Origin of the sequence: Acetobacter conturbans (genome assembly GCF_011516755.1) — a bacterium.
Lineage (GTDB): Bacteria > Pseudomonadota > Alphaproteobacteria > Acetobacterales > Acetobacteraceae > Acetobacter > Acetobacter conturbans.
The window spans coordinates 1-20,874 of record NZ_WOSY01000014.1 but is presented as its reverse complement, the minus strand read 5'-3'; the positions used below and the strand labels follow the sequence as shown (position 1 = coordinate 20,874).

The 20,874-nt window shown below is 55.9% G+C and carries 15 protein-coding genes; 6 read left to right on the top strand and 9 right to left on the bottom strand.

Going from position 1 to position 20,874, the window contains the following annotated elements:
• Positions 1 to 102 precede the first annotated feature (102 nt).
• Positions 103 to 1,233 carry a sensor domain-containing protein gene (locus GOB81_RS13275; protein ID WP_173570939.1) on the top strand — a complete coding sequence of 377 codons (1,131 nt, stop codon included), beginning with the start codon at positions 103 to 105 and terminating at the stop codon, positions 1,231 to 1,233.
• Positions 1,234 to 1,242: 9 nt separating this feature from the next.
• Here GOB81_RS13275 and GOB81_RS13270 read toward each other — a convergent pair whose 3' ends face one another.
• The 8 genes from GOB81_RS13270 to GOB81_RS13235 form a co-directional block, all read right to left on the bottom strand.
• A complete protein-coding gene (locus GOB81_RS13270; protein WP_173570912.1) occupies positions 1,243 to 2,334 on the bottom strand; it encodes a glycosyltransferase in 1,092 nt (363 codons plus the stop codon).
• Between the two features lie 112 nt (positions 2,335 to 2,446).
• Entirely contained in the window at positions 2,447 to 3,343 is an 897-nt protein-coding gene (locus tag GOB81_RS13265) for a glucosamine inositolphosphorylceramide transferase family protein (protein WP_173570911.1), read from the bottom strand.
• Between the two features lie 252 nt (positions 3,344 to 3,595).
• On the bottom strand, positions 3,596 to 4,498 hold the full coding sequence (locus GOB81_RS13260) for a delta(1)-pyrroline-2-carboxylate reductase family protein (protein ID WP_173570910.1): 903 nt from the start codon (positions 4,496 to 4,498) through the stop codon (positions 3,596 to 3,598).
• A 44-nt stretch (positions 4,499 to 4,542) separates the two neighbouring features.
• A complete protein-coding gene (locus GOB81_RS13255) occupies positions 4,543 to 5,895 on the bottom strand; it encodes a hypothetical protein (protein WP_173570909.1) in 1,353 nt (450 codons plus the stop codon).
• A gap of 189 nt (positions 5,896 to 6,084) precedes the next feature.
• Positions 6,085 to 8,517, bottom strand: a complete 2,433-nt coding sequence (locus GOB81_RS13250) for a TonB-dependent receptor (RefSeq protein ID WP_173570908.1) — start codon at positions 8,515 to 8,517, stop codon at positions 6,085 to 6,087.
• A 295-nt stretch (positions 8,518 to 8,812) separates the two neighbouring features.
• Positions 8,813 to 9,538, bottom strand: a complete 726-nt coding sequence (locus tag GOB81_RS13245; RefSeq protein WP_173570907.1) for a GntR family transcriptional regulator — start codon at positions 9,536 to 9,538, stop codon at positions 8,813 to 8,815.
• Complete coding sequence (locus GOB81_RS13240; RefSeq protein ID WP_173570906.1) at positions 9,531 to 10,529, bottom strand: 4-hydroxyproline epimerase; 999 nt, start codon at positions 10,527 to 10,529, stop codon at positions 9,531 to 9,533. The genes GOB81_RS13245 and GOB81_RS13240 overlap by 8 nt, the downstream gene beginning before the upstream one ends.
• Positions 10,530 to 10,574: 45 nt before the next feature.
• A complete protein-coding gene (locus tag GOB81_RS13235) occupies positions 10,575 to 11,468 on the bottom strand; it encodes a dihydrodipicolinate synthase family protein (RefSeq protein WP_173570905.1) in 894 nt (297 codons plus the stop codon).
• Positions 11,469 to 11,543: 75 nt separating this feature from the next.
• Here GOB81_RS13235 and GOB81_RS13230 point away from each other — a divergent pair, with 75 nt between their 5' ends.
• The 5 genes from GOB81_RS13230 (at position 11,544) to amaB (ending at position 19,017) form a co-directional block, all read left to right on the top strand.
• Positions 11,544 to 12,815, top strand: a complete 1,272-nt coding sequence (locus GOB81_RS13230) for an FAD-dependent oxidoreductase (protein ID WP_173570904.1) — start codon at positions 11,544 to 11,546, stop codon at positions 12,813 to 12,815.
• A 30-nt stretch (positions 12,816 to 12,845) separates the two neighbouring features.
• A complete protein-coding gene (locus GOB81_RS13225; protein ID WP_194299911.1) occupies positions 12,846 to 14,381 on the top strand; it encodes an aldehyde dehydrogenase (NADP(+)) in 1,536 nt (511 codons plus the stop codon).
• 53 nt (positions 14,382 to 14,434) lie between these two features.
• Positions 14,435 to 16,042: an APC family permease gene (locus tag GOB81_RS13220; protein ID WP_173570903.1), complete on the top strand. Its 1,608-nt coding sequence runs from the start codon at positions 14,435 to 14,437 to the stop codon at positions 16,040 to 16,042.
• A gap of 123 nt (positions 16,043 to 16,165) precedes the next feature.
• Entirely contained in the window at positions 16,166 to 17,476 is a 1,311-nt protein-coding gene (locus GOB81_RS13215; protein ID WP_173570902.1) for an NAD(P)/FAD-dependent oxidoreductase, read from the top strand.
• Between the two features lie 23 nt (positions 17,477 to 17,499).
• On the top strand, positions 17,500 to 19,017 hold the full coding sequence (amaB, locus tag GOB81_RS13210) for an L-piperidine-6-carboxylate dehydrogenase (protein ID WP_173570901.1): 1,518 nt from the start codon (positions 17,500 to 17,502) through the stop codon (positions 19,015 to 19,017).
• Here the strand turns inward: amaB and GOB81_RS13205 are convergent.
• Positions 18,995 to 19,903 (bottom strand): LysR substrate-binding domain-containing protein, encoded by a 909-nt coding sequence (locus GOB81_RS13205; RefSeq protein WP_338421365.1) that lies wholly within the window; start codon positions 19,901 to 19,903, stop codon positions 18,995 to 18,997. The genes amaB and GOB81_RS13205 overlap by 23 nt on opposite strands.
• Between the last annotated feature and the right edge of the window lie 971 nt (positions 19,904 to 20,874).

Here is a 20,874-nt window from a genome sequence, read left to right as displayed (position 1 = left end):
TGGAAAATTCAAAAAACTGACATAAAAATAAAGTTGCTTTGAAAATTTATTACGGCACAATGTTGTGCTTCATACGGCAACCACTGGAATCAGTATTATATGCTGAAGGTCACGTTTCCGTTCATCGCTCAGGCCCATCAGACTCTTCATTCGCTTCCCATAGCCCTTGAAATGGCAACCCGTAATCGGGATGTCGATGTGCATCTGGCCTGCATGACGGAAAAACATCTCGATTATGTCCGTTCTCTCGCCAGCTTCTATCCGGCCGCCTCCGTTACCTACGAACTGTTGCAGATGCCCGCATTCCTGCGGCGGAGGATCGAAACCAGCGGTCCGGGACCGCTGGAGAAAATTGCAGCGCTTTTCCTGAATCGTTCGTATTTTTCGAACTTTCAGAGCATCGTCGTGCCTGAACGCACATCCCTGTATCTGAAGCGTATGGGCGTCAGAACGCCGCGCTTTATATGGACCCGCCACGGAGCAGGCGACCGGGCAGTCGGTTTTGCCAAAGATACGCGTCTGTTCGACTTTATTACCCTGTCAGGGAGAAAGGTCGAGGAACGTCTGCTCCGTCAGGGTGCAATTACACCGGGACATTATCACCTGGGCACTTATGCGAAGTTCGATATCGTCAGGCGCATGCACCGCAGCGCGCGTCCACTCTTTGCCGACTCACGCCCGGTTGTCCTCTACAATCCACATTTCTCTTCACGATTGTCATCATGGCCCGCTTTCGGGGAACGTATTCTTGAGTATTTTGCTCGGCAGGATCGCTATAATCTGATTTTCGCGCCGCACCTCCGTCTCTTTGATCGTCACAAGGGCACGGGCGAGGCGCTGGTCAGGCGTTTTTTTGGGCATCCTCACATCATCATTGATCCGGGCAGTTCTCGCAGTGTCGATATGACTTACACGATGGCTGCCGATCTCTATCTGGGGGACGTCAGCAGTCAGGTGGCTGAATTCCTGATCCGTCCCCGTCCGTGCGTATTTCTCAATGCCCATGACGCCCAGTGGGAAAACGACTGCAATTACGGCTTCTGGCACCTTGGGGACGTCATTGATGATCCCGCCCGGCTTGCCGATGCTTTGGAGCAGGCCTTCGAACGGCATGAGAGCTTCGTGCCGCGGCAGAAAGCCTATTTCACGGAGACGTTTGAACTCTCGGACGATGAGCCCACGGCCCCGGCTGCCGCAGACGCAATGGTGAATTTTCTCAGGCGCAGTGCCTGAATTCCTCCGTCAGGAGCGGCGGTGGCGCTCGACGATCTGCTCTACCCGCGCAACAATAGCCCCGCCGGTTTCGTCAAACTGCGCGGCACCGAAACGGTCCAGAACCCGCCGCCGCGCCTGCCGCCCCATGAACACAAGACGTTCCGGGGCTGCAAGCAGGTCCGCAAGTGCGGCAGCAAGTGCCTGCGGATCGCGGGGAGGCACGATCCATCCTGTGTCGGGAGTGATGGTAAACGGCAGTTCCCCCGCCTCTGAGGCAATGACGGGCAGCCCGGCGAGCATGGCTTCATGCGCGGCAAGGCACAGTCCTTCCCATAGAGAGGGCTGCACATAAGCGTTGAGGCTGGTGAGGAACGTGCGGGTATCGCTGACATAGCCCACGAGGCGTACCGGCAGGTTGTCGCGTGCTATGAGGGTTTCCAGTCTGGCCTGCTCCTCACCGGCCCCCGCGATCAGCAACTCGAAAGGGGGAAAGCCGGGAGACTGGCACAGCAGAGCAAGAGCCGCACACAGAATGTCGTACCCTTTGACCGGGTGCAGGCGTCCCAGTGTGCCGATCCGTATGGGCTGTTCCACTTCCCACGGCTTTGCCATGGGGAAATCGGGGGAGGCGCGGAAAATTGGCCAGCGGGTGAGCTGTTCCGGCGGGATGCCCAGCGTTTCCCGTGTCTGTTCTTCGACGCAGCATGAATCAGCGATCCACAGGCTGGTGCGATGGCGCATAAGGCGCATGAGGCGGGCGTTCATCGGTTTCAGTCGTGCCGAGTGCTGCCAGCTAATCACGGGACAGTGTCGGCGCAGGCCGATGATCTGCCCCATTAGCGTTGCACGGGTGAGCGAGGTCCATATGACATCGGGAGCGAAGGCGCGCGTGGCGCCATCGAGCCAGCGCAAGGCGGTCAGATGATCGTGCTTTCCCCCTTCACGCACATGCACCCGCAATCCAGCCTGTTCCATCGGGGCAATGGCGCGGCCATCCCTGCGGGAAAGAGCGAAGATCTCCACATGGTGGCCCCGGTCGCGCATCACCTGTGTCACGGCGGGAACCGGCAGTGCGGCTCCTCCTCCTTCGACCGAGTTGATGACATATGCGATCTTCATCGTGTGCTCTCCGGCCTCATTCGTGCCGTAACCCGGCGTGACAGGCCGCTGTGGCCATCGCGATGACCGTTCGTCTTATATTGCAGTCAGGCGCAGGAAATAGTTCATCCGCTTATGACCGCGAAAACCGGTGCCGTAAATCCACGGCAAGCCGCGCGGGAGCATTGCGAAGGATGCGCTTGGTGTCGATCAGCGTGACGTGTCCGGCGGCGGAGAGCGTATGCAGTCCTTGTGTAAAGGGGGCTGCCGAGGTGGGGGGCGTCAGGCGTGGTCCAGTCTGGAAGACGGGCTCGCTGGTCAGGGGAAGGGTGGTGGTCAACAACTGTAGCGCCCCTCCATAGGTCTCCGTGCAATCCTGCATGGGCAGCGTGACGATGCCGTCTTCCATAAGTGGTGTGCCCCCCATGCGGCTGCCCTCTCGCCCACGTCGGATGGGTAAAGCGCCGACATCCTGCCATTCTCCCGTCAGGGTGTCGGCGCGTGCGAGGCGAAGCGCAGCTATCCGGTCGGCTTGCGGCTCGGAAGGGGAATAGAACATCCACCATGCCCCGTCCGTGAAAACGGGCGTGGCGTCGATTGCCGCATGAGGGAAGTGGAAAGCAGGGACGGGTTCCCATTCCCATGGAAAGCTCTTCGCCCGATAAAGCGTCAGGCGTCCGGAGCGATAGGCTTCCGGGAGCATCCATGTTTCACCCTCCGCTTCGAATACAAAAGGGTAGGAAAGATGCCAGGGCTCAGAAAGAACCGTTCGTTGGTCGTGGAGTTCAAAAGCCTCATTCAGAATGAGCACGTCGATGACGCCTTTTCGCGTCCGGTAGTCATAGGTTTCCACAAAGACATGCAGCCGCCCGTCTCGCCACAGGCCGAAAGGATCGGCCATGAAACAGAAAGACGTCGGGTTGGGCAGCCAGCGAATGGAGAATGGCTCCAGCGATCCCGTATCCCGTATCTGGCTCATGGACGCGTTCACGATGCCTGTCCGCCAGATATCAGTCTTGAAAATGCTCATCGTCTGCTCTGCTCGCCACTGGTCGGTCCGGCCGGGAAAGCATGACTATAAAGTGCCTTCAAGGTCATGTCGCGAGTGGGCATGAAACCTGACGGAGATGAGGCTGGCGAATGGGGTTCAGGAAGGATCAGGCACTATTTCACGCTCAGTGATTGAGGGCAGGCTCCTGTGGACGGCAGAGGACCACGAAATGTGCGCCTGCTTTCCTTCTTGTTCTGGCAAGGGCGTCTTCAGCGGAATGTGTCCGGGGATTCAATCATGATGAACATCCCGGGCCGTGCGGCAGGCGGCCAGATCCCATGCGGCACATCCGACGGATTTAAAGAACACCGGCTTTTCACGGGAAGGAGCTGTGCACACGGCTGCGGCGAGCGGCTGGACATGCTCCCAGTTCACATGTGCCTGTATGAAATCCCCGGCTTCGGCTGGTGCGCCGACCACGTCATCGACATAGAGTTCACTGCCATCGACAAGAGTGGGGCCGAACTCGATCATATCGGGTCGGAATGCCCCGACGGCAATAACAGTGCAGTCTGAAGGCGGCAGGGTATTGTAAAGAATCTCGGTGCTGGAGGTGACGCCAAGGATGACGTCGCACGCATGGGTTTCTTCAGTCTGGGGGCGTAGGTCGAGTGAAAATTCGTTGTGTTTCTTGCAGAACTCCCGCGATTTCTCTTCAGTGCGGCCGACGACCATGACCGTGGTGCCGGGGTATAACGCACTGAGCGCTTCGCAGTGCGCCACCGCCTGAATTCCGGTTCCGAACATGAGCACTTTTTGGGGTGATCGGCGATGAAGCAGTGTCAGTCCGAGCATGCTGATTGCCGCCGTGCGTCGTTTGGTGACCGTGGGGCCATCAAGAGAAAACAGCAGACGTCCAGTGATCGCATCGGCGCACATGACACATCCCTGAATCACAGGGAGTGAGTTGCGTCCATTGTCCGGGCAAATGGTCAGCATTTTTGTGACCATGACATCGGAACTAGCCGCAGGCATGGTCATCAGAAGGGAATTCTGGTCGGGCGATGTTACGATCGTTCGTTCCGGGCAGATAATCTTTCCCGCCGCATAATCGAGCAGCGCTGTGCGAAGCGATGCGACAAGTTCCGGAAATGGAAGCATTCGGGCGGTTTCGGCTGGATCATAGCTTCTCATGTCGCTCTCCTGTCATTCTGCGCGTCCACTGGAATATTTCCCCTCTAAGGTAGCAGAAAGTTTTCGAGCAGATAGGCTATTGTGACAATCGCTGCGCCTGCCGCAAGTCCGCACAGAGTAAAGTATCGATTGATGGAAAAGGCCATTTTTGTAGCGGAAACATTCAAATATTTTGAGCCAATAATCGAAATTGCAGAAACAGGGGAAGCAGATACAGCAAATGCCCAAGCATAACACAAGGCGAATGCCAGAGAGAAAGGATGAGCCGAACCTAAGGGGGAATTCCCCAGCACTGAAGCAATGGTGATCATGACAATGGAATGGGGGATCAACAGTGCTCCGGCAACGGGGATCAGCAGCAGGCTTCCCAGTATAACGACAAGATCTGGAATGGACGTGTTCAGGAAAGCGCTGGTTATGCTGGCTGCCTGAAGGAAAAAGGAAGCAGCATTCCCAATGATGTTTGCGGAAAGAAAGATCGTGGTTTCAGAGGCCATTGTTGCGGAGGCGGTAGCCAGTGCATCCAGAGTGCCGGTTTTCGTGGTGTTCAGGTTGTTCGGTTCCGCCAATGCCCAGAGAACTGCGGACATGGGAAGAATAAGGCAGCCAGCGACAAGAAAACTGACATGAAACAGTTGATGCACCATAGCGGTTACGAATATCAACGCGATGATGCCGGTGAGTGTAAGGGTAACAGCTTTTCTGTTTTCGGGAGAGGTAGTTTTTGTTATTGTTCCTTTACTGAGTTCTGCTGGCTCTGACAAAACGAGGGCAGCCGAAAGCAGCATGGCGACAATGAACGTCAGTATAAGAAATGTTGTGGCATTCAGTGCAGGCAAAGAAGTCGTGATAATGGCAAAGCCCAGCCCCATCGGGTTCCATGCTGTGCACAGGACAGTTCCCTGGATGGCGGCAAGAACGATTTTATTTTCGTCAATTGCCGTTTTTCCATGCTGTCGAGAACTATGGCCGACTGCCATATCGGAAAAAATCCCGATTGTTCCTATATTAAAAAGAACGGAAAGAAATTCGGAACCAAAGACAATGCCTGCGATCCGCAGGCGGTGAGGGAGATTAAAAAGTTCTGTAGTTGCTTTTGCGATGACGGGTGAATGTCTCACCTGTCGGCGGATCAGCCCAAGGGAGACGAGGAAGGCTGAAAACTCCGTGCCCTGAACGGTCGATTTCCACAAAATGGATCGGGAATGATCTGAAAGAAGCAGTAAAATAGTGGATATAAAAATTGCACCAAAGAAGAAAATACGGGCAATTCTGTTTATTGAGGGAAGTCTTATAGCCGCGATAGATATCGCGGATATTACCGATATGCCAAGTGCAATCTGAGATAAGATTTTTTCATGTTCAACAAAATTTCCAATGATTATCGTCGTAATCATGGAGGCAGACAGTAATCCAGCCACAAGTGGCAGGAGAGAAATGCTGTATCGACTGCCCGTAGTGAATAATTTATCGGGTGAGAAGTCAGAAATTCTTTTCAACGTGTCAGACCTGTGCCTCTACAGGCTTTCCAATAAAAGCTACCCTCCACTCTTCTTGGAGTGGAGGGTAATCGTATCCGGAAGATATCAGAAGTCTGCCTTGATGGATCCGAATGCTGTGCGCGGCATGCCGAGAAGCATCGACTGATAGCTGTAACCACTTGCTGCGTTCAACGGGTTGCCGTTTTCACCCATTGTAGCGATGTAGGTCTGATTGGTGATGTTGTTGAGGTTGAAAGCGACTGTCAGCCCCTTCACGAAGCCACCGAGGCGGCCTCCTTTGTCAGACGGACGCTTGACGTGCCACTGCAAGCCAAGATTGGCCAGCCAGTAACCTGGTGCATGGATCTGACCGGAGTAATCGTAATTTCTGTGACCGACGAAATTGCCTTCAATGTAGAAGCTCAGGCTGCGCCAGTCGTAAGCAAGATTAGCCTTATACATGAAGCGCGGGTAGTTAACGACCTGCTGCCCTTTCGTGTGGTACACCGTTCCCTGCTGAGTAATATTATCGTCATAAACAGCGTGGTTATAGCTAACGCTATTAGAAATTGACAGATTGTGGATGGGGCGGATCACATACTGGGCGTCCACACCGTTCATGGTCACGCTGCCGACATTTTCAACGGAAGAAACCGGGTTGATAACGGAGCCGGAGGTGATCTGCTGAAGACGATTGTAGAAATTGGTGCGGTAAGCATAAACGGATGCGTCCATCAGACGATCGGAATAACGATATCCGATTGCATAGGTCCAGTCTTTTTCAGGGCGAATGGATCCACGGCTGGCATTGTAGGCAGCTTGAGTGACCGCGAAAGGAGATGCTGACAGCTTGAAGCCTGATTCCATGTAGTTACGAGCATTTTCAGAAATATCGATGAAAATCTCATGGTTTTTCAGGAAGTGGTAGTCGGCGCCAATATGCGGCAGAAATGCCTTGGCGGTCGTCAGCCCTTCACCCGAAGCGATGTCTCCAATCGTGTTGCCGTAATAGGCCGTGCTGAGATAGCCATTTCCGACATGCTGCGTTGACAGCAGTGATTTGAAGCCGAAATGCAGGGCAAGATTCTGAATGGGGCGATAGGTATCGTTGACGAAGGCAGTAAATGTATTCGAGTTGTAGTTCTGGTTGAAAATTTCGGCGAACGGATTGGACTGATGGTGCAGCGCGTTAACAAGATTGCCTACAACCTGACCGTTAGCAACATTAGGCTCTTCATAAGCATACATTGATGACTGATAAGAGTTGTTTTCGTACCAGACGCCGAGCCCAATATGATTGCGGGCAATGTCATATGTCAGTTTTGACAGGATGCCGAACCGGCGGAAGGACGGCTGCTTCATGATCTCACTGAGAGGAGACCCGTTGGGTGAAGCAAAGTAAGGGGACGTCCAGCCGGTTTGCTGCATGTCAGCATGACCATAGGCAGTCGTGGTCCACTTCAGTCGATCGGTCAGAGTAAGATCTGACTTCAGATAACCGAGGAAACCGTGCTCGTTGGTCGGGCCATCATAATACGATGCATCTTCGGGATCAGACAGCTTGGAATAGCCTGCGGGGTAGATGCCTTTGGCCGCATTGACTGCGGTAAGATAGCCGCTGGCTTTCCCGTTATAGTAGTTGTCTACCTTGTTTCCCAGTTTCTGGAGAATTTCGGGCGACATATCCTGATATTCATAAGAATGCATATCATAATAGTTGAAATAGGCAGAGAGGCTGCTCTTTTCAGCAATCGGCTGGATGAGCTTGGCTGTCGCCTGCTGCGAAAACTGCTCTCCGTAACCTTTCCACTTCTGCTGGTCGTTCCGAACATAGGAAACGTAGAAGCGCGTTCCCGACGAATTCAGGTCTCCGCTGTCGATCCGGACATAGGTGTGATAGTTCGAGTAGCTGCCAAAACCCTGCTGAATGGATGCGCCGAGCTTGTGGGCCGGATCAATCGTCCGGTAGGCGAGGGAGCCACCCAGATTATTACTGGCAGCCACTTCTTCCGCACCCGCTGACTGGGAAACGTCAATGCCCGCCACGTTTTCCGGAGCCGTAGCGATGGTGGGGTTCACACCATTGTAGTTACGGTAAGTGATCTCACCAAGCGGCATGTCATCGAGCGTCACACCCAGATCTGACTGGGAGAAGCCGTGCATGAAAATCTGGGTTGACCAGGTCGAGGTGCCCTGTGAGTCGGCGGACTGAAAGTTTATGCCCGGAGACTGGTTGAGTGCAGCCAGCGGGTTCATGCCGGGCGCCAGTCGTTCAATCGCGGCACGCGAGACGAGGATATGCGCGGGCGGACTGCGGCGCCGCACTGACACGGAGAGAGCCTCTTCGCCTTTAGCCTGCATGGGACCAGCTGCACGCTTGCGATGAGCGACGGGTGCGCTGCTTTTGGTCTGTGTTGACGGTGTTACTGCCGAGCCTTTTCCTGCGGTTCTGGCGGCAGCCTCCGACGAGGCGCCGGTTTCATAGGAAAGTATCGTCGTAACAAGAAGAGAAAACGTAAAGGCAACTTTCTTTTTCATTGCGCGATTAGCCTTTCCGATGACGCAAGCGGAACGCAGTTAAACCTGATTCGATCCGTGTAATGCCGTATAGCTATCATTCTCATTATGGCATCGCAACAAACAAAGCGAAAAATACGGGCGTGTTTGCGAGGCTGTTTTTAAAGAGAAGAATAGGAAGAGTTATTGAAACAGAAATAACTTATGGGAATATGAAATGACAGAAGATGTCGTTCTGATTCCGCTATGATGTTACGTGTGTTGCTTCTGTGTCACACTTTGTTAGCTGGCAATGAGCACGCGGTGATGCTCGACCTTACGCGCTTCGAGAAGCCGTCGTCTGGAGATCTTCCATTTCGTCCACAAGGTCTCTCTGTGTTTGAAAGATATGGGTATGGACGAACTGCCGAAGGGTTTCGACGTCACGCTTCAGCCACAGATTGAAAAGCGTGCGATGTTCCTTCGCAGCGCGTTTGTGATGAGACGGCGGCTCCAGATGGAGGAGAACATACCGTTCGGCGATTACATGCAGTCGTTCCAGTATGCTGTAGGACAGCGTGCCGGTGCCCGGTCTCATGAGCGCCAGATGAAAGGCGCGGTTGCAATCTCCCCAATTCTCAGAGGGAGATTTCCATGCTTCTTCAAGATTCTGCAGGGCTTTCCGGGCAGAATCCTGATCCGCGTGATTCGCCCTGATGCTTCCATCCACGGTCGCTTCCGGTTCGAGGCGAAGGCGCAGAGTAAACACTTCGGCCGCTTCTTCACGGGTCAGCGACGTGACCATGAAGCCGCGATTGACCTGCGAACTGACCAGACCATCCTGTTCAAGGCGCGCAAGGGCTTCTCTCAATGGGATCTTGCTGATTCCAAGGCGCCCGGCGAGGACGTCCTGACGAATGGTCTCATGACCCTGAAACTCACCTCTGATGATGCGCTCGCGCAGGAGGTGATACAGGCGATCTGCAATCGTCCGGACCTGCAATCGTCCATCTCTGCCGGTGCCTGCGGTTACATCCCACCGGAAGTCGGGCAGTTCAGGCAACCTGGAATCCCTTCCAGAATACATCTTCCTGGTCGATCCAGATGGTGTTGAAACCCGTGGCGATTGCGGAGCCGGTGATGAGGGGAATGATTGCTGGAATATCTCCCACCGTGGTTTCCTCCTCCGTGCGGGCTGTGAACGTGCTGCCGATATAGCTGCGGTGTATAAACGGCTGGCCTTTTTTCACAATATCCCGACTTCGGAGGTGGGCTAGTCGAGCGGAGGTGCCCGTTCCACAGGGGCTTCGGTCAATCGCCGAATCGCCGTAGAAAACAGCGTTTTTCCCTTCTTTTGACGGGTCCGAGCCCGGTTCCGCCCAGAGAACATGACTGACACCGGCAATGGTGGGATCATTTGGATGCACGGGCGTATAGATTTTTCTGACAGCTTCTCTCACGAGCAGGCTGAGTTCCAGAATGCGTTTCGCCCCCAGTTCCGCCAGCGAGCGATAAGATCCCTGTGGTTCCACGATCGCATAAAAATTGCCGCCATAAGCCACGTCGACCGTGAGGGGGCCAAAGCCGGGAATGTCAATCGCAATGCCTGTGCGGGCCACCCATGCCGGGACATTGCGGATCGTCACGGAGGTGACGCGCGATCCTTCGGTTTCATAGGTGATGTCGATGAGGCCAGCAGGCACTTCCAGCTTGAGTTGTCCCGGCACACGCGGCTGGAGCAGTCCGTTTTCCAGCCCGAATGTGACAAGGCCGATCGTCCCGTGTCCGCACATGGGAAGGCAGCCGCTGGTCTCGATGAACAGAATGCCGGCATCCGTATCATCGCGTGTCGGAGGGTAGAAAAAGCCGCCGCTCATCATGCTGTGGCCTCGCGGTTCGAAGCACAGCCCCGTTCTGATCCAGTCGAAGCGCCGCAGGAAATCCTGACGGCGTTCGCTCATCGTGCTGCCCTGAAGGAGGGGCGCGCCGCCCGCTACAAGACGAACCGGATTGCCGGCGGTATGCCCGTCAATGCAGAAAAAAGTGTTGCGCATAACGGGCTCCTCCGTGGGGGATTCAGAAGGTGGTGAGGTGTAGTTTCAGTTGGCTGAAGGCCGTGTCTGCGCTGCCTTTTCCACCATCTCCGTGATTTCCTTGCGGCGCGCGCCTTCGAGTGGCATCCGCGGCATCCGGACACGCTCGCAACCACGTCCCATGATCTGTTCCGCCAGTTTGATCGACTGGACGAGATCATGTTCCGCATCGAGATGCAGAAGCGGCATGAACCAGCGATAGATTGTCAGCGCGCGTTCCAGATCTCCACGGGCGAGTGCCTCCACGAGTTCGACGGATTCCTGCGGGAAGGCGCTTGTCAGTCCGGAAATCCAGCCTTTCGCACCAAGAGTCAGTCCCTCGAACGCCACGTCATCAAGTCCGGCCATGATGACGTACCGATCGCCGAAGCGGTTATGGACATCGGTGTAGCGGCGGGTGTCGGAGGAGCTTTCCTTGATCGCGGTAATATTTTCCACCGGGGCAAGGCTTTCCAGCACGTCCATGCCGATATTCACCCGATACGCTGTCGGGTTGTTGTACAGCATGATCGGAAGATCCGTGACGGCGGCAACCGCTTTCAGATGCGCGACAAGTTCGTTCTTCTTGGGCACATAGACCATGGCCGGGAGCAGCATCAGGGCATCGGCACCGATGCGTGTCGCTTCCTTCGCAAAACGAACGGCGCGTGGCGTGGTCAGTTCGGACACACCCACCATGACCGGCACACGGCCTCGTGCCGTTTCACAGGCGGCTTCGAGAACCTTAATTTTTTCATCGGGTTCCAGGGAATTGTTCTCGCCACAGGTGCCGAGCATGGTCAGACCGTGCACGCCGTCCTTGATGAGATTGTCTATTACTGTCTGAGTGGCATTCAGATCAACAGACAGATCTTCTGCAAACTGCGTGGTAACTGCGGGAAAGACTCCATCCCAACGCATGATGACCTCCTGACATTTGATTTTGATATCGTTTCGTATACGATACACGAAACGATATTCCAAGGACATGGCTCTGTGAAGAGTGAGGCAGAAAAAGGAATGTCAGTGCTGGTGATCGGCGGCGGTATCGTCGGGTTGTGCTGTGCGTGGGATCTCCTGCGCCGGGGCGCCAGCGTCACCCTTGTCGATGATGGCACGCCTGTGCATTCCGCTTCATGGGGTAACGCCGGGCATATCGCGGTGGAGCAGGTCACTCCGCTTGCTTCGCGTTCCGTTCTTCTTTCTGCCCCTGCACGTCTTTTTCCCATTACAGGCGGTCCGCTTGATCTGGTCTGGAAGCAGCCGGGTTCATGGCTGCCGTGGTTTGTGTCCTATCTTTCTTTCTGCACCAGCCGATCGGAAAAAGCGGGGCAGGCTGCTCTGCAGGGGCTGCTTGCCGACGCTCTTGACGCATGGCGGCATCTGCTCGCCGGTCTGAATGCGAATGACCTTCTGAGGGTCGATGGCCATTACATGGTCTGGGGGCAGCCGTCGGATGCAACGCGGCGCAAAATGCACAAGGCTCTCGCGGTGCCGACAGGCACAGCGACCCGACGTCCGATGACGCTTGCGGAGTGTGAGGAAGTGCAGACGACGTATGGATACCTGCCCGCGCTGGGCATCAAATTTTCAGGCCCCGGACGTCTTTCTCCGCCCGGAAAAGTTCTTGATGTCCTTCGAGATGCCTTGCGGGCACATGGCCAGATCGTGACTGGTCGCGTGCTGCGTGTCTCCTCCGCAGATGGGCGTGCAGGCGTACATCTTGATGACGGTCGCGTCCTCGAAGCGGATCGTGTGCTCGTGGCTGCAGGTGCCCGGTCCAGTGAAATCCTGCCTGAATATACGCGTTACCTGATCGCAGAGCGCGGCTATCATATTGAGTGGGACCATGGTGGCGTTCCATCGGCTCCGCCGGTTGTGTTCAGCGACCATTCCACCATTGTGTCCTGTATGGGCGACAGGATGCGCGCCTCGACATTCGTTGAGTTCGGAAAATGGGATACGCCACCAGACATCTCAAAATGGGAACATCTGGAAACCTTCGTCCGGTCAGCCGGTTTTCCCATCAGATCCGGATTTTCCCGCTGGATGGGTGCGCGGCCGACGACGCCTGATTACCTTCCAATGCTAGGACCAGTTCCGCATCGCCCCGGTGTCTTCGCAGCGTTTGGCCACCAGCATCTGGGGCTGACGCTGGCGGCGGTAACGGCTTCTGCGATGGCCTCCCTGATCATGGGCCAGGCTATCGGGCGCGATCTCCGTCCTTTCGAGCCGGCACGCTTCCGGACTCGACAATCGCATGCCTGACAAAAGATTTTCTCCAAGAAGGATAGCCTGATGACCCATGTGCACATGACAGGAGACTGCCTGATCGGATGGCAGGACATTCATCATGAGGGCGGCTTCAGGGCTTTCGACCCGACCCGGTGCGCAGAACTTGAACCGAGCTTTTCCAGCGCGACAATGGAAGACGTGGACAGGGCCTGCCATCTCGCTGCGGAGGCGTTCGTGTCCTGCCGCCTTGTGCCTCGCGAGCAGCGGGCGGTCTTTCTGGAAATGATCGCGACCGCTCTGGAAGATGCGACAGAAACCATCGTGCAGCGCGCCATGCAGGAGACGGCTCTCCCACAGGGGCGCCTGACGGGCGAAATGGGGCGGACCACAGGGCAACTCCGCATGTTCGCCGCAATTGTCCGCTCGGGCGAGGCTACCGATCCCAAGTGGGATAAGGCGCTCCCGGATCGCAAACCCATGCCGAGACCGGAATTACGGCAGCATAAGGTCGGCGTGGGGCCTGTGGCAGTGTTCTGTGCCAGCAATTTTCCACTCGCCTTCTCGGTTGCAGGCGGTGACACGGCTTCGGCTCTGGCTGCTGGCTGCCCGGTCGTCTGTCGCGCCCATCCTGCGCATCCGGGAACGGCGGAACTGGTTGGTCGCTGCATCCGTAAGGCTGCTCTGCAATGCGGGATGCCGGAAGGTATTTTCTCGCTGGTGGGCGGCGAAGCGCATGAAGTCGGTGCGTGGCTTGCGGAACATTCTGCCATTCAGTCCGTAGCGTTTACGGGGTCCTGTCAGGGTGGAACGGCGCTGGCAGCCATTGGTGCGCAGCGTCCGGACCCGATTCCGGTTTTTGCTGAGATGGGAAGCATCAATCCGGTTTTCCTGATGCCGGAAGCCATGAAAAAAGGAGCGGCTCAACTCGGTGAGGCATTCGTCACCTCCCTTACGGCGGGTGTCGGTCAGTTCTGCACCAATCCGGGCCTGCTTGTCGGGCTGGACGGTGTGGACATGGACATCTTCGCCAAGGCCGCCGCCTCGGCTCTTGCGGCGCAGAATGAGGGAGTCATGCTGACGCGCGGCATGGCCGACAGCTACCGCGGGAAAGTGAAGCGGCTGATGGCGACCGATGGTGTCGACTTGGTCGCCCTCAGTAGCGGTAATGGAGAAACCACGCGGGCCAGAGGCGCTTTTTTCCGAACCACCCTGTCCGTGTTCCTGCAGAACCGGCATCTGCAGGACGAGGTGTTCGGTCCGTGCTCCCTGCTGGTGACCTGTTCCTCTGCCGAGGACATTCTGTCCCTCTCCCGCCATCTGGAAGGACAGTTGACTGTCACATTTCATATGGAAGCAGAGGACATGGCACTGGCGCAGAGGTTGCTACCGACCATTGAACGCAAGGCTGGCCGTATTCTGGTCAATGGCTGGCCAACAGGTGTCGAGGTCTGCGCGGCCATGGTGCATGGCGGTCCGTTCCCGGCCACGACGGACGGGCGGTTTACCTCCGTGGGTGGGGATGCAATCGACCGGTTCCTGCGTCCCGTCTGCTACCAGAACTTCCCCGCTGAATTGCTGCCCGACGACATCAGGGACTGAACCGGGGAACGGAACTTCCCTGCACCCGCCTTCTTTTTCGGAGATCCGACACGATGGCTGAAACGGGCTCTTTCAAACGCTCATTGTCTCTTCTGGATCTGACGCTGCTGGGATTTGGCGCCATCTTCGGGTCGGGCTGGCTGTTCGCCGCATCGCATGTCGCGGCGATGGCTGGTCCGGCGGGTATACTGGCGTGGCTCGGCGGGGGGATCGCCGTCTTCTTTCTCGGTCTGGTCTATTGCGAACTGGCGGCGGCGCTGCCGGAGGCGGGAGGGATCGTCCGGTATCCGGCGCGTACGCATGGTCCGCTGCTCGGTGCGTTGCTGGGGTTTGTAACGCTGCTGGCCTATTCGAGCCTCACCTCGCTCGAAATCATCGCGGCTCGCCAGTATCTCGGTTCATGGGTTCCGGGGCTGACACGGAATGGTGCCGGTGATCCGACCCTCATGGGCTGGCTGCTTCAGTTCGTTGTGCTGACGCTGATGATGAAACTGAACATGTCGAAGATAACTGTTTTCGCTTTGTTCAATAATATCATTACAATTTTCAAGTTTCTTGTGCCTGCGCTCGTGATCGTCTTCCTGCTGGCCTATGTTCATCCAGCCAATTATACGAGCCACGGGTTTGCGCCTTTTGGAATGGGGCGGCTTGAAACAGCCATTTCCACAGGCGGCGTGATTTTCGCCTATCTCGGTCTTACCCCGATCATTGCCGTCGCCGGAGAAGCAAAGTCTCCTCAGCGGACCATTCCGCTGGCGCTGATCTTTTCCGTGCTGATGGCAGCAGCCGTCTATGTGCTGTTGCAGGGCGCTTTTATCGGTGCGGTTCCTCCTGCCATGCTGGAGGAAGGCTGGGCGCAGGTTGGACGGACGCTTTCCCTTCCATTCCATGATCTGGCCGTGGTGCTGGGGCTGGGATGGCTTGCTAAGGCGGTCATTGTCGATGCTGTGGTGTCGCCTTCAGGGACCGGTAATATCTACATGGGCGCTTCGGCCCGTATTCTGTACGCGTGGGCGCGGACGGGCACGCTCAGTCGCTGGTTTCTCAAGCTGGATCCGGAATCCGGCACGCCGCGTAGGGCGGTTTTCGTGACCTTCCTCATGACGATCTTCTGGACATTGCCGTTCCCGTCATGGGATGCGCTGATCGGGGTCGTGTCTTCCGCTCTTGTCATGAGTTATGCGTTTGCGCCTGTGGCCGCCGGTGCGCTGCGAAACTGTGCTCCGGACATCAGTCGCCCGTTTCGCGTGCCGTTCTTCTCTTTCGCCTCCCCATTCGCGTTCATGCTGGCAACACTGATCATCTACTGGACTGGAAAGGCGATTCTGACGGGTCTCCTGTCCGTGCAACTGATCTTTCTTTTTCTCGCTGCCGGGGCTTATGCCTTTTCTCAGGGCACCAGCATCTGGAAAGAATTGCGTCATTGCTGGTGGGTGATCGGTTATTTTGTCGGGTTGCTGGTTCTCGCTTGGTGCGGCTCGTTCGGAGGCGCCAGTCTGCTTCCTGCTCCCTATGATGATATCGCCACAGCACTGTTTTCGCTGGTGATTTATTTCTGGGGTGTGAGGCAGTTCTGCGAGATGGAGGATCTCACACAGGAGGAGCACATCATTCTGGAGGCTCAGGCTGGAGCGATTTCGGGCACTGTAGGTCTGACCTGACAGTAAGGTCATTCAGAAAAGGAATGACCTTATGGAATAAAAACGATTTGCAATCGGAACGAGTGAGGAAACAATCCGATCCCGGATCATGGTAAAAAAGCCTGAGACGGGAGCGTGTTTGTAATGACAAATGTTACCCAGGATCGTCTGAGTCATGGGCTGTGGGCGCAGACGGCCATCCCTTCTCCTGCCATGCAGTCCCTGGAAAATGACTCGCGTGTGGATGTCGCGGTTATCGGAGCCGGATATACCGGGCTGTCAGCGGCGCTCTATCTTGCCTCCACCGGTCGCGATGTTGCTGTACTGGAGGCGAATGAACCCGGTTTTGGCGGCTCGGGCCGGAATGTCGGTCTGGTCAATGCCGGGTTGTGGATGAAGCCGAAGGACGTTATTGGCGCGCTTGGCAATATTCATGGGCAGCGTATTCTTACGATGCTGGGGGAAGGGCCTCAGCTTGTCTTCGATCTGGTGCGTCATTACGGACTGGACTGCGAGGCGACACCCACTGGCACCCTGCACTGCGCGCCTGACAAAGCCGGCCTGAAGGAACTTCAGGATCGTGAAAAGCAGTGGCAGGCTCTTGGGGCTCCGGTTCGCCTTCTGAATGCGGAAGAGACGCGGAGGCAGACAGGAAGCAAGCTCTATCGAGGAGCGCTGCTTGACGAACGTGCGGGCATTATCCAGCCACTGTCCTATGCCCGTGGACTGGCGTCCATCGCTCAACTGGCCGGAGCGACTCTCTATGGTGATGCCGCCGTGACGAATGCGGTGCGGGAGAATGGTTTCTGGCGGTTGCAAACGAGCAAAGCCACGGTGACTGCAAAATGGCTTCTGGTGGCGACCAATGCCTATACCGTTTCGCCCTGGTCCGCGATTCGTGAGGAACTCATCCATCTCCCCTATTTCAATATCGCCACCCGCCCTCTTTCGGATGCGGAAGTAGCGGAAATCATGCCGGATCGTCAGGGGTGCTGGGATACGAAGGAAGTTCTGACATCGTTCCGGCTTGATAAGGGCAATCGCCTGATTATTGGGAGTGTCGGTGCGCTGGGACAGCCTTGCGAGCGACAGGTGCATGAAGCATGGGCACGCCGTTCCCTCACCAGCATTTACCCGCAGCTTCAGAATATCCGTTTTGAATCGGCATGGTATGGCATGATCGGTATGACATCTGATTCCGTTCCGCGATTGCATCGGCTGGGTGATCAGGCCATTGCTGTCAGCGGTTATAATGGGCGTGGCATTTCTCCGGGGACGGTGTTCGGGCGCTGTCTTGCCCGCTATATTTGTGGCGAAATATCTGACGGCGACATGCCCCTTCCGTTCACGGCTCTGGAAACGCCTCTTTTTCGTCGTGAGCGGGAACTGATGTATTCACTGGGCTCCACGCTTGTACATGCCGTCGGGGCACGCATCTCTCACAATTATCACTGATTTTTCAGGAAGGATCACAATCCATGTCCAGCATCAGGGACGAAGTCACTTCAATCATGGAAACGCTGGGCGTGTCGGCGGAGTTGTATCAGGGCGGAACACTGTCTGTCAGAACGCCGGTCACGGGAGAGATCGTCGCCAGTGTCCGCGTGACGAGTGCTGAGGAAGCCTCAGCCGCTATCGGTCGTGCCGCGACGGCCTTCAGGACATGGCGGCTGGTTCCGGGACCGCGTCGCGGTGAACTCGTGCGTCTCCTTGGTAATGTGCTCCGGGAAAATAAGGATCTTCTTGGTCGTCTGGTCTCTCTTGAAGTCGGAAAAATTCCGTCCGAAGGACTGGGCGAAGTTCAGGAAATGATCGATATCTGCGACTTCGCGGTCGGGCTGTCGCGGCAGCTCTGTGGGCAGGTCATACAGTCCGAGCGGCCTGAGCATCGGCTCATGGAGCAGTGGCATCCGCTTGGCGTCGTGGGGATTATTTCGGCGTTCAATTTTCCTGTTGCCGTCTGGTCGTGGAATGCAGCGCTCGCCCTCATCTGTGGCGACAGCATCGTGTGGAAGCCTTCGGAAAAGACGCCGCTGACAGCTCTTGCGACGATAGCACTTTTCAAAAAGGCTATTGCAGAATTTGGTGAGGTGCCGGAAGGATTAAGCGAACTGATCATCGGTGAAGCGGAAATCGGAAAACTTCTTTCAGAAGACGAAAGAGTTCCTGTGGTATCGGCGACCGGTTCTACGCGGATGGGGCGTGCCGTTGCTGAAGTCGTCGCGCGTCGTTTTGGGCGGTCCATTCTGGAACTGGGTGGCAACAACGCCTCCATTGTCGCGCCGTCCGCTGACCTTGAGATGACGCTCAGGGCGGTTGCATTCGGCGCCATGGGAACAGCTGGTCAGCGATGCACGACGCTTCGTCGTCTCATTGTGCATAGTTCCGTCTATGATCAGCTCATTCCCAGACTCCGTCAGGTGTATGCTGCCATTCAGATTGGCAACCCTCTGGAAGAGGGGTCGCTTGTCGGGCCGCTGGTCGATGGCGCGGCGTTCACTGCCATGCAAAGCAGTCTTGAAGCCGCAAGAAAGGCTGGCGGCACCGTGCATGGAGGAGAGCGCGTTCTGGTGAACGGCGAAGAGTCTTTCTATGTCCGCCCGGCGCTGGTGGAGATGCCATCGCAGATGGGTCCTGTTCTTGAGGAAACGTTTGCTCCTATACTGTATGTTCTGAAGTATGAGACGCCTGCGGAAGCGATTGCGCTGCAGAATAACGTTGCACAGGGGCTTTCCTCGTCTCTCTTCAGCAACGATCTGAGAGAGGTTGAGGTCTATCTGTCGGCTGCCGGGTCAGATTGCGGTATTGCGAATGTGAATATCGGGACGTCTGGTGCAGAAATCGGCGGTGCATTCGGCGGCGAGAAAGAAACGGGCGGAGGCCGTGAATCCGGTTCCGATGCCTGGAAAGGGTACATGCGCCGTCAGACCAACACGATCAATTACGGTCTTTCCCTGCCGCTCGCACAGGGCGTCAAGTTCGACGTCGGTTCCTGAAAGAGGGGAGGGGAGTGTTTGAAACGCTCTCCTCCCACTCTGTCAGCCATGCCCGAAAATGGGCAAGCGGGCCGTAATGAGTCCGATGGCATGGCCAGACAAGATAATAAGCCTCATCGTCCTGCGTATCGAGGGCATCGCCGATCTGGACAAGGCTACCGGATTCAAGGGCGTCATGGACCATGATTTCCGGCAGAAGACCAATTCCGGTTCCGGTAAGTGCAATCTGGAAGATTATGAAATACTGGTCGCACAGCATTCCATGGACATTCAGGGCATCTACCCCCTGACCGTTGAACCATCGTTCCCATGCGTTAGGGCGCGAGACGAGATGTAGAAGGGGGGCATTGAGAAGATCCGATGCTTCGCTGAAGTCATAGGAACTGGCGAGCGATGGAGCACAGACGGGTATTGTCCGCTCGCGGGCGATCAGTTGTCTCTCCGTTCCCGGCCAGTCGGGGATGCCGAAACACACGGCCGCATCGAAGATTTCCGTACTAAAATCGAAAGAAGAGGTTCGGGTGAAGAGATTGACCGTGATCTCTGGATACTTCTTTATAAAATCTCCAAGACGTGAACCCAGCCACATTCCTCCAAACGTTGGGGGAGCGGCGAGATTTAAGGTGCCTCCACCGGGCGCCGCGCGCAGGCCCAGAGTAGCGGTCGCAATCTTGCGGAGAGCCTCCCTGATCTCGCGGGCATAGGCTTCGCCTGCCACGGTCAGTCGGACGGTCTGTTTTTCTCTTACGAAAAGTGGAGCGCCCAGCTGTTCTTCCAGCAGGCGGATCTGTCGGCTTATGACACTTTGAGTTAGATGCAACTCCAGAGCGGCTGCTGTGAAATTCTGGTGTCGCGCTGCGGCTTCGAAAGCGCAAAGGAGGGACACCGAGGGCAGAAACCGCCTTGCATAAGCCATAAAAGTCCAGTGCCCTGATTATTTCTCTCGTGCGGATTTAAAAGGAAGTGATGCGGACAGGAAAGGTAGATCACGGATCTGCACAGTTTTATTTCTTATTTTTCAAGTAGAAACATGTGTGAAAGCAGCTTTGGGTGTAAGGTGCTTGTGCGTTAGTTCTTGAAAATAAATAATTTTTTTAGAGCCTTTATCGGGTGTGCTGCTACGGTCATCTCTGTTCCAGAGGAACGGAGTGGGGCAGGTGCCATAATTGCACAATAATACACGTCCACCCGCGGAGTTTTTTTGAGCGGCGTGTTGATTGTTACGATTCCGTATGGTTTAGTTGAAAGGCAGTGATGCGAAGAGATTCGTAACGGGAAATGTGAGTGGAAGCTGTTGGCATGAAGCTTTGGTTGGCGTCGGAATGCGGTGCGTATGTGACGTGCTTATCCTCATCCGAAAGGATGTGGGGACGCCAGTGATCACTTTCTGCCGTAAAGTTTAAGTGAGGATGCATGAAATTCTCACTATGCGGGTGCCGGAAAGTAGATGTAAGCTTTCCCTCTGTGTTTTGCACGAACAAATCAGGTTTTTTCGAGAGGCGGGTTGCCTCTGGTGTACTTCGTAAACGATATGGATTTGATCATGGTCGGTGAAGAGGCAGCCTGTTTGAGAACTGAGAAAAGCGCGCGGTTCGGCCGTGGGTGTGCAATATCGTCTGTTGATTCCTCGCCTGCGGTTGGATGTCGCACTGTAGCAAGTGCTGTTTTGTGAAATTGTCTCTGTCCAATGCATTATTGCTTAAAGGCAATGGTTGCGTCCTGCAGAATAGCACGAAGGGGCTGTCTTAATGCTTGACTATGCGCAGCAGCGCCGGAGGCCGGCGCAGCAGGCGGTTGGCATAGGTGGTGTAGCGGCCATAGCGGTGGCGCTTGGTGTGATTTACGTGACGTGGGTGG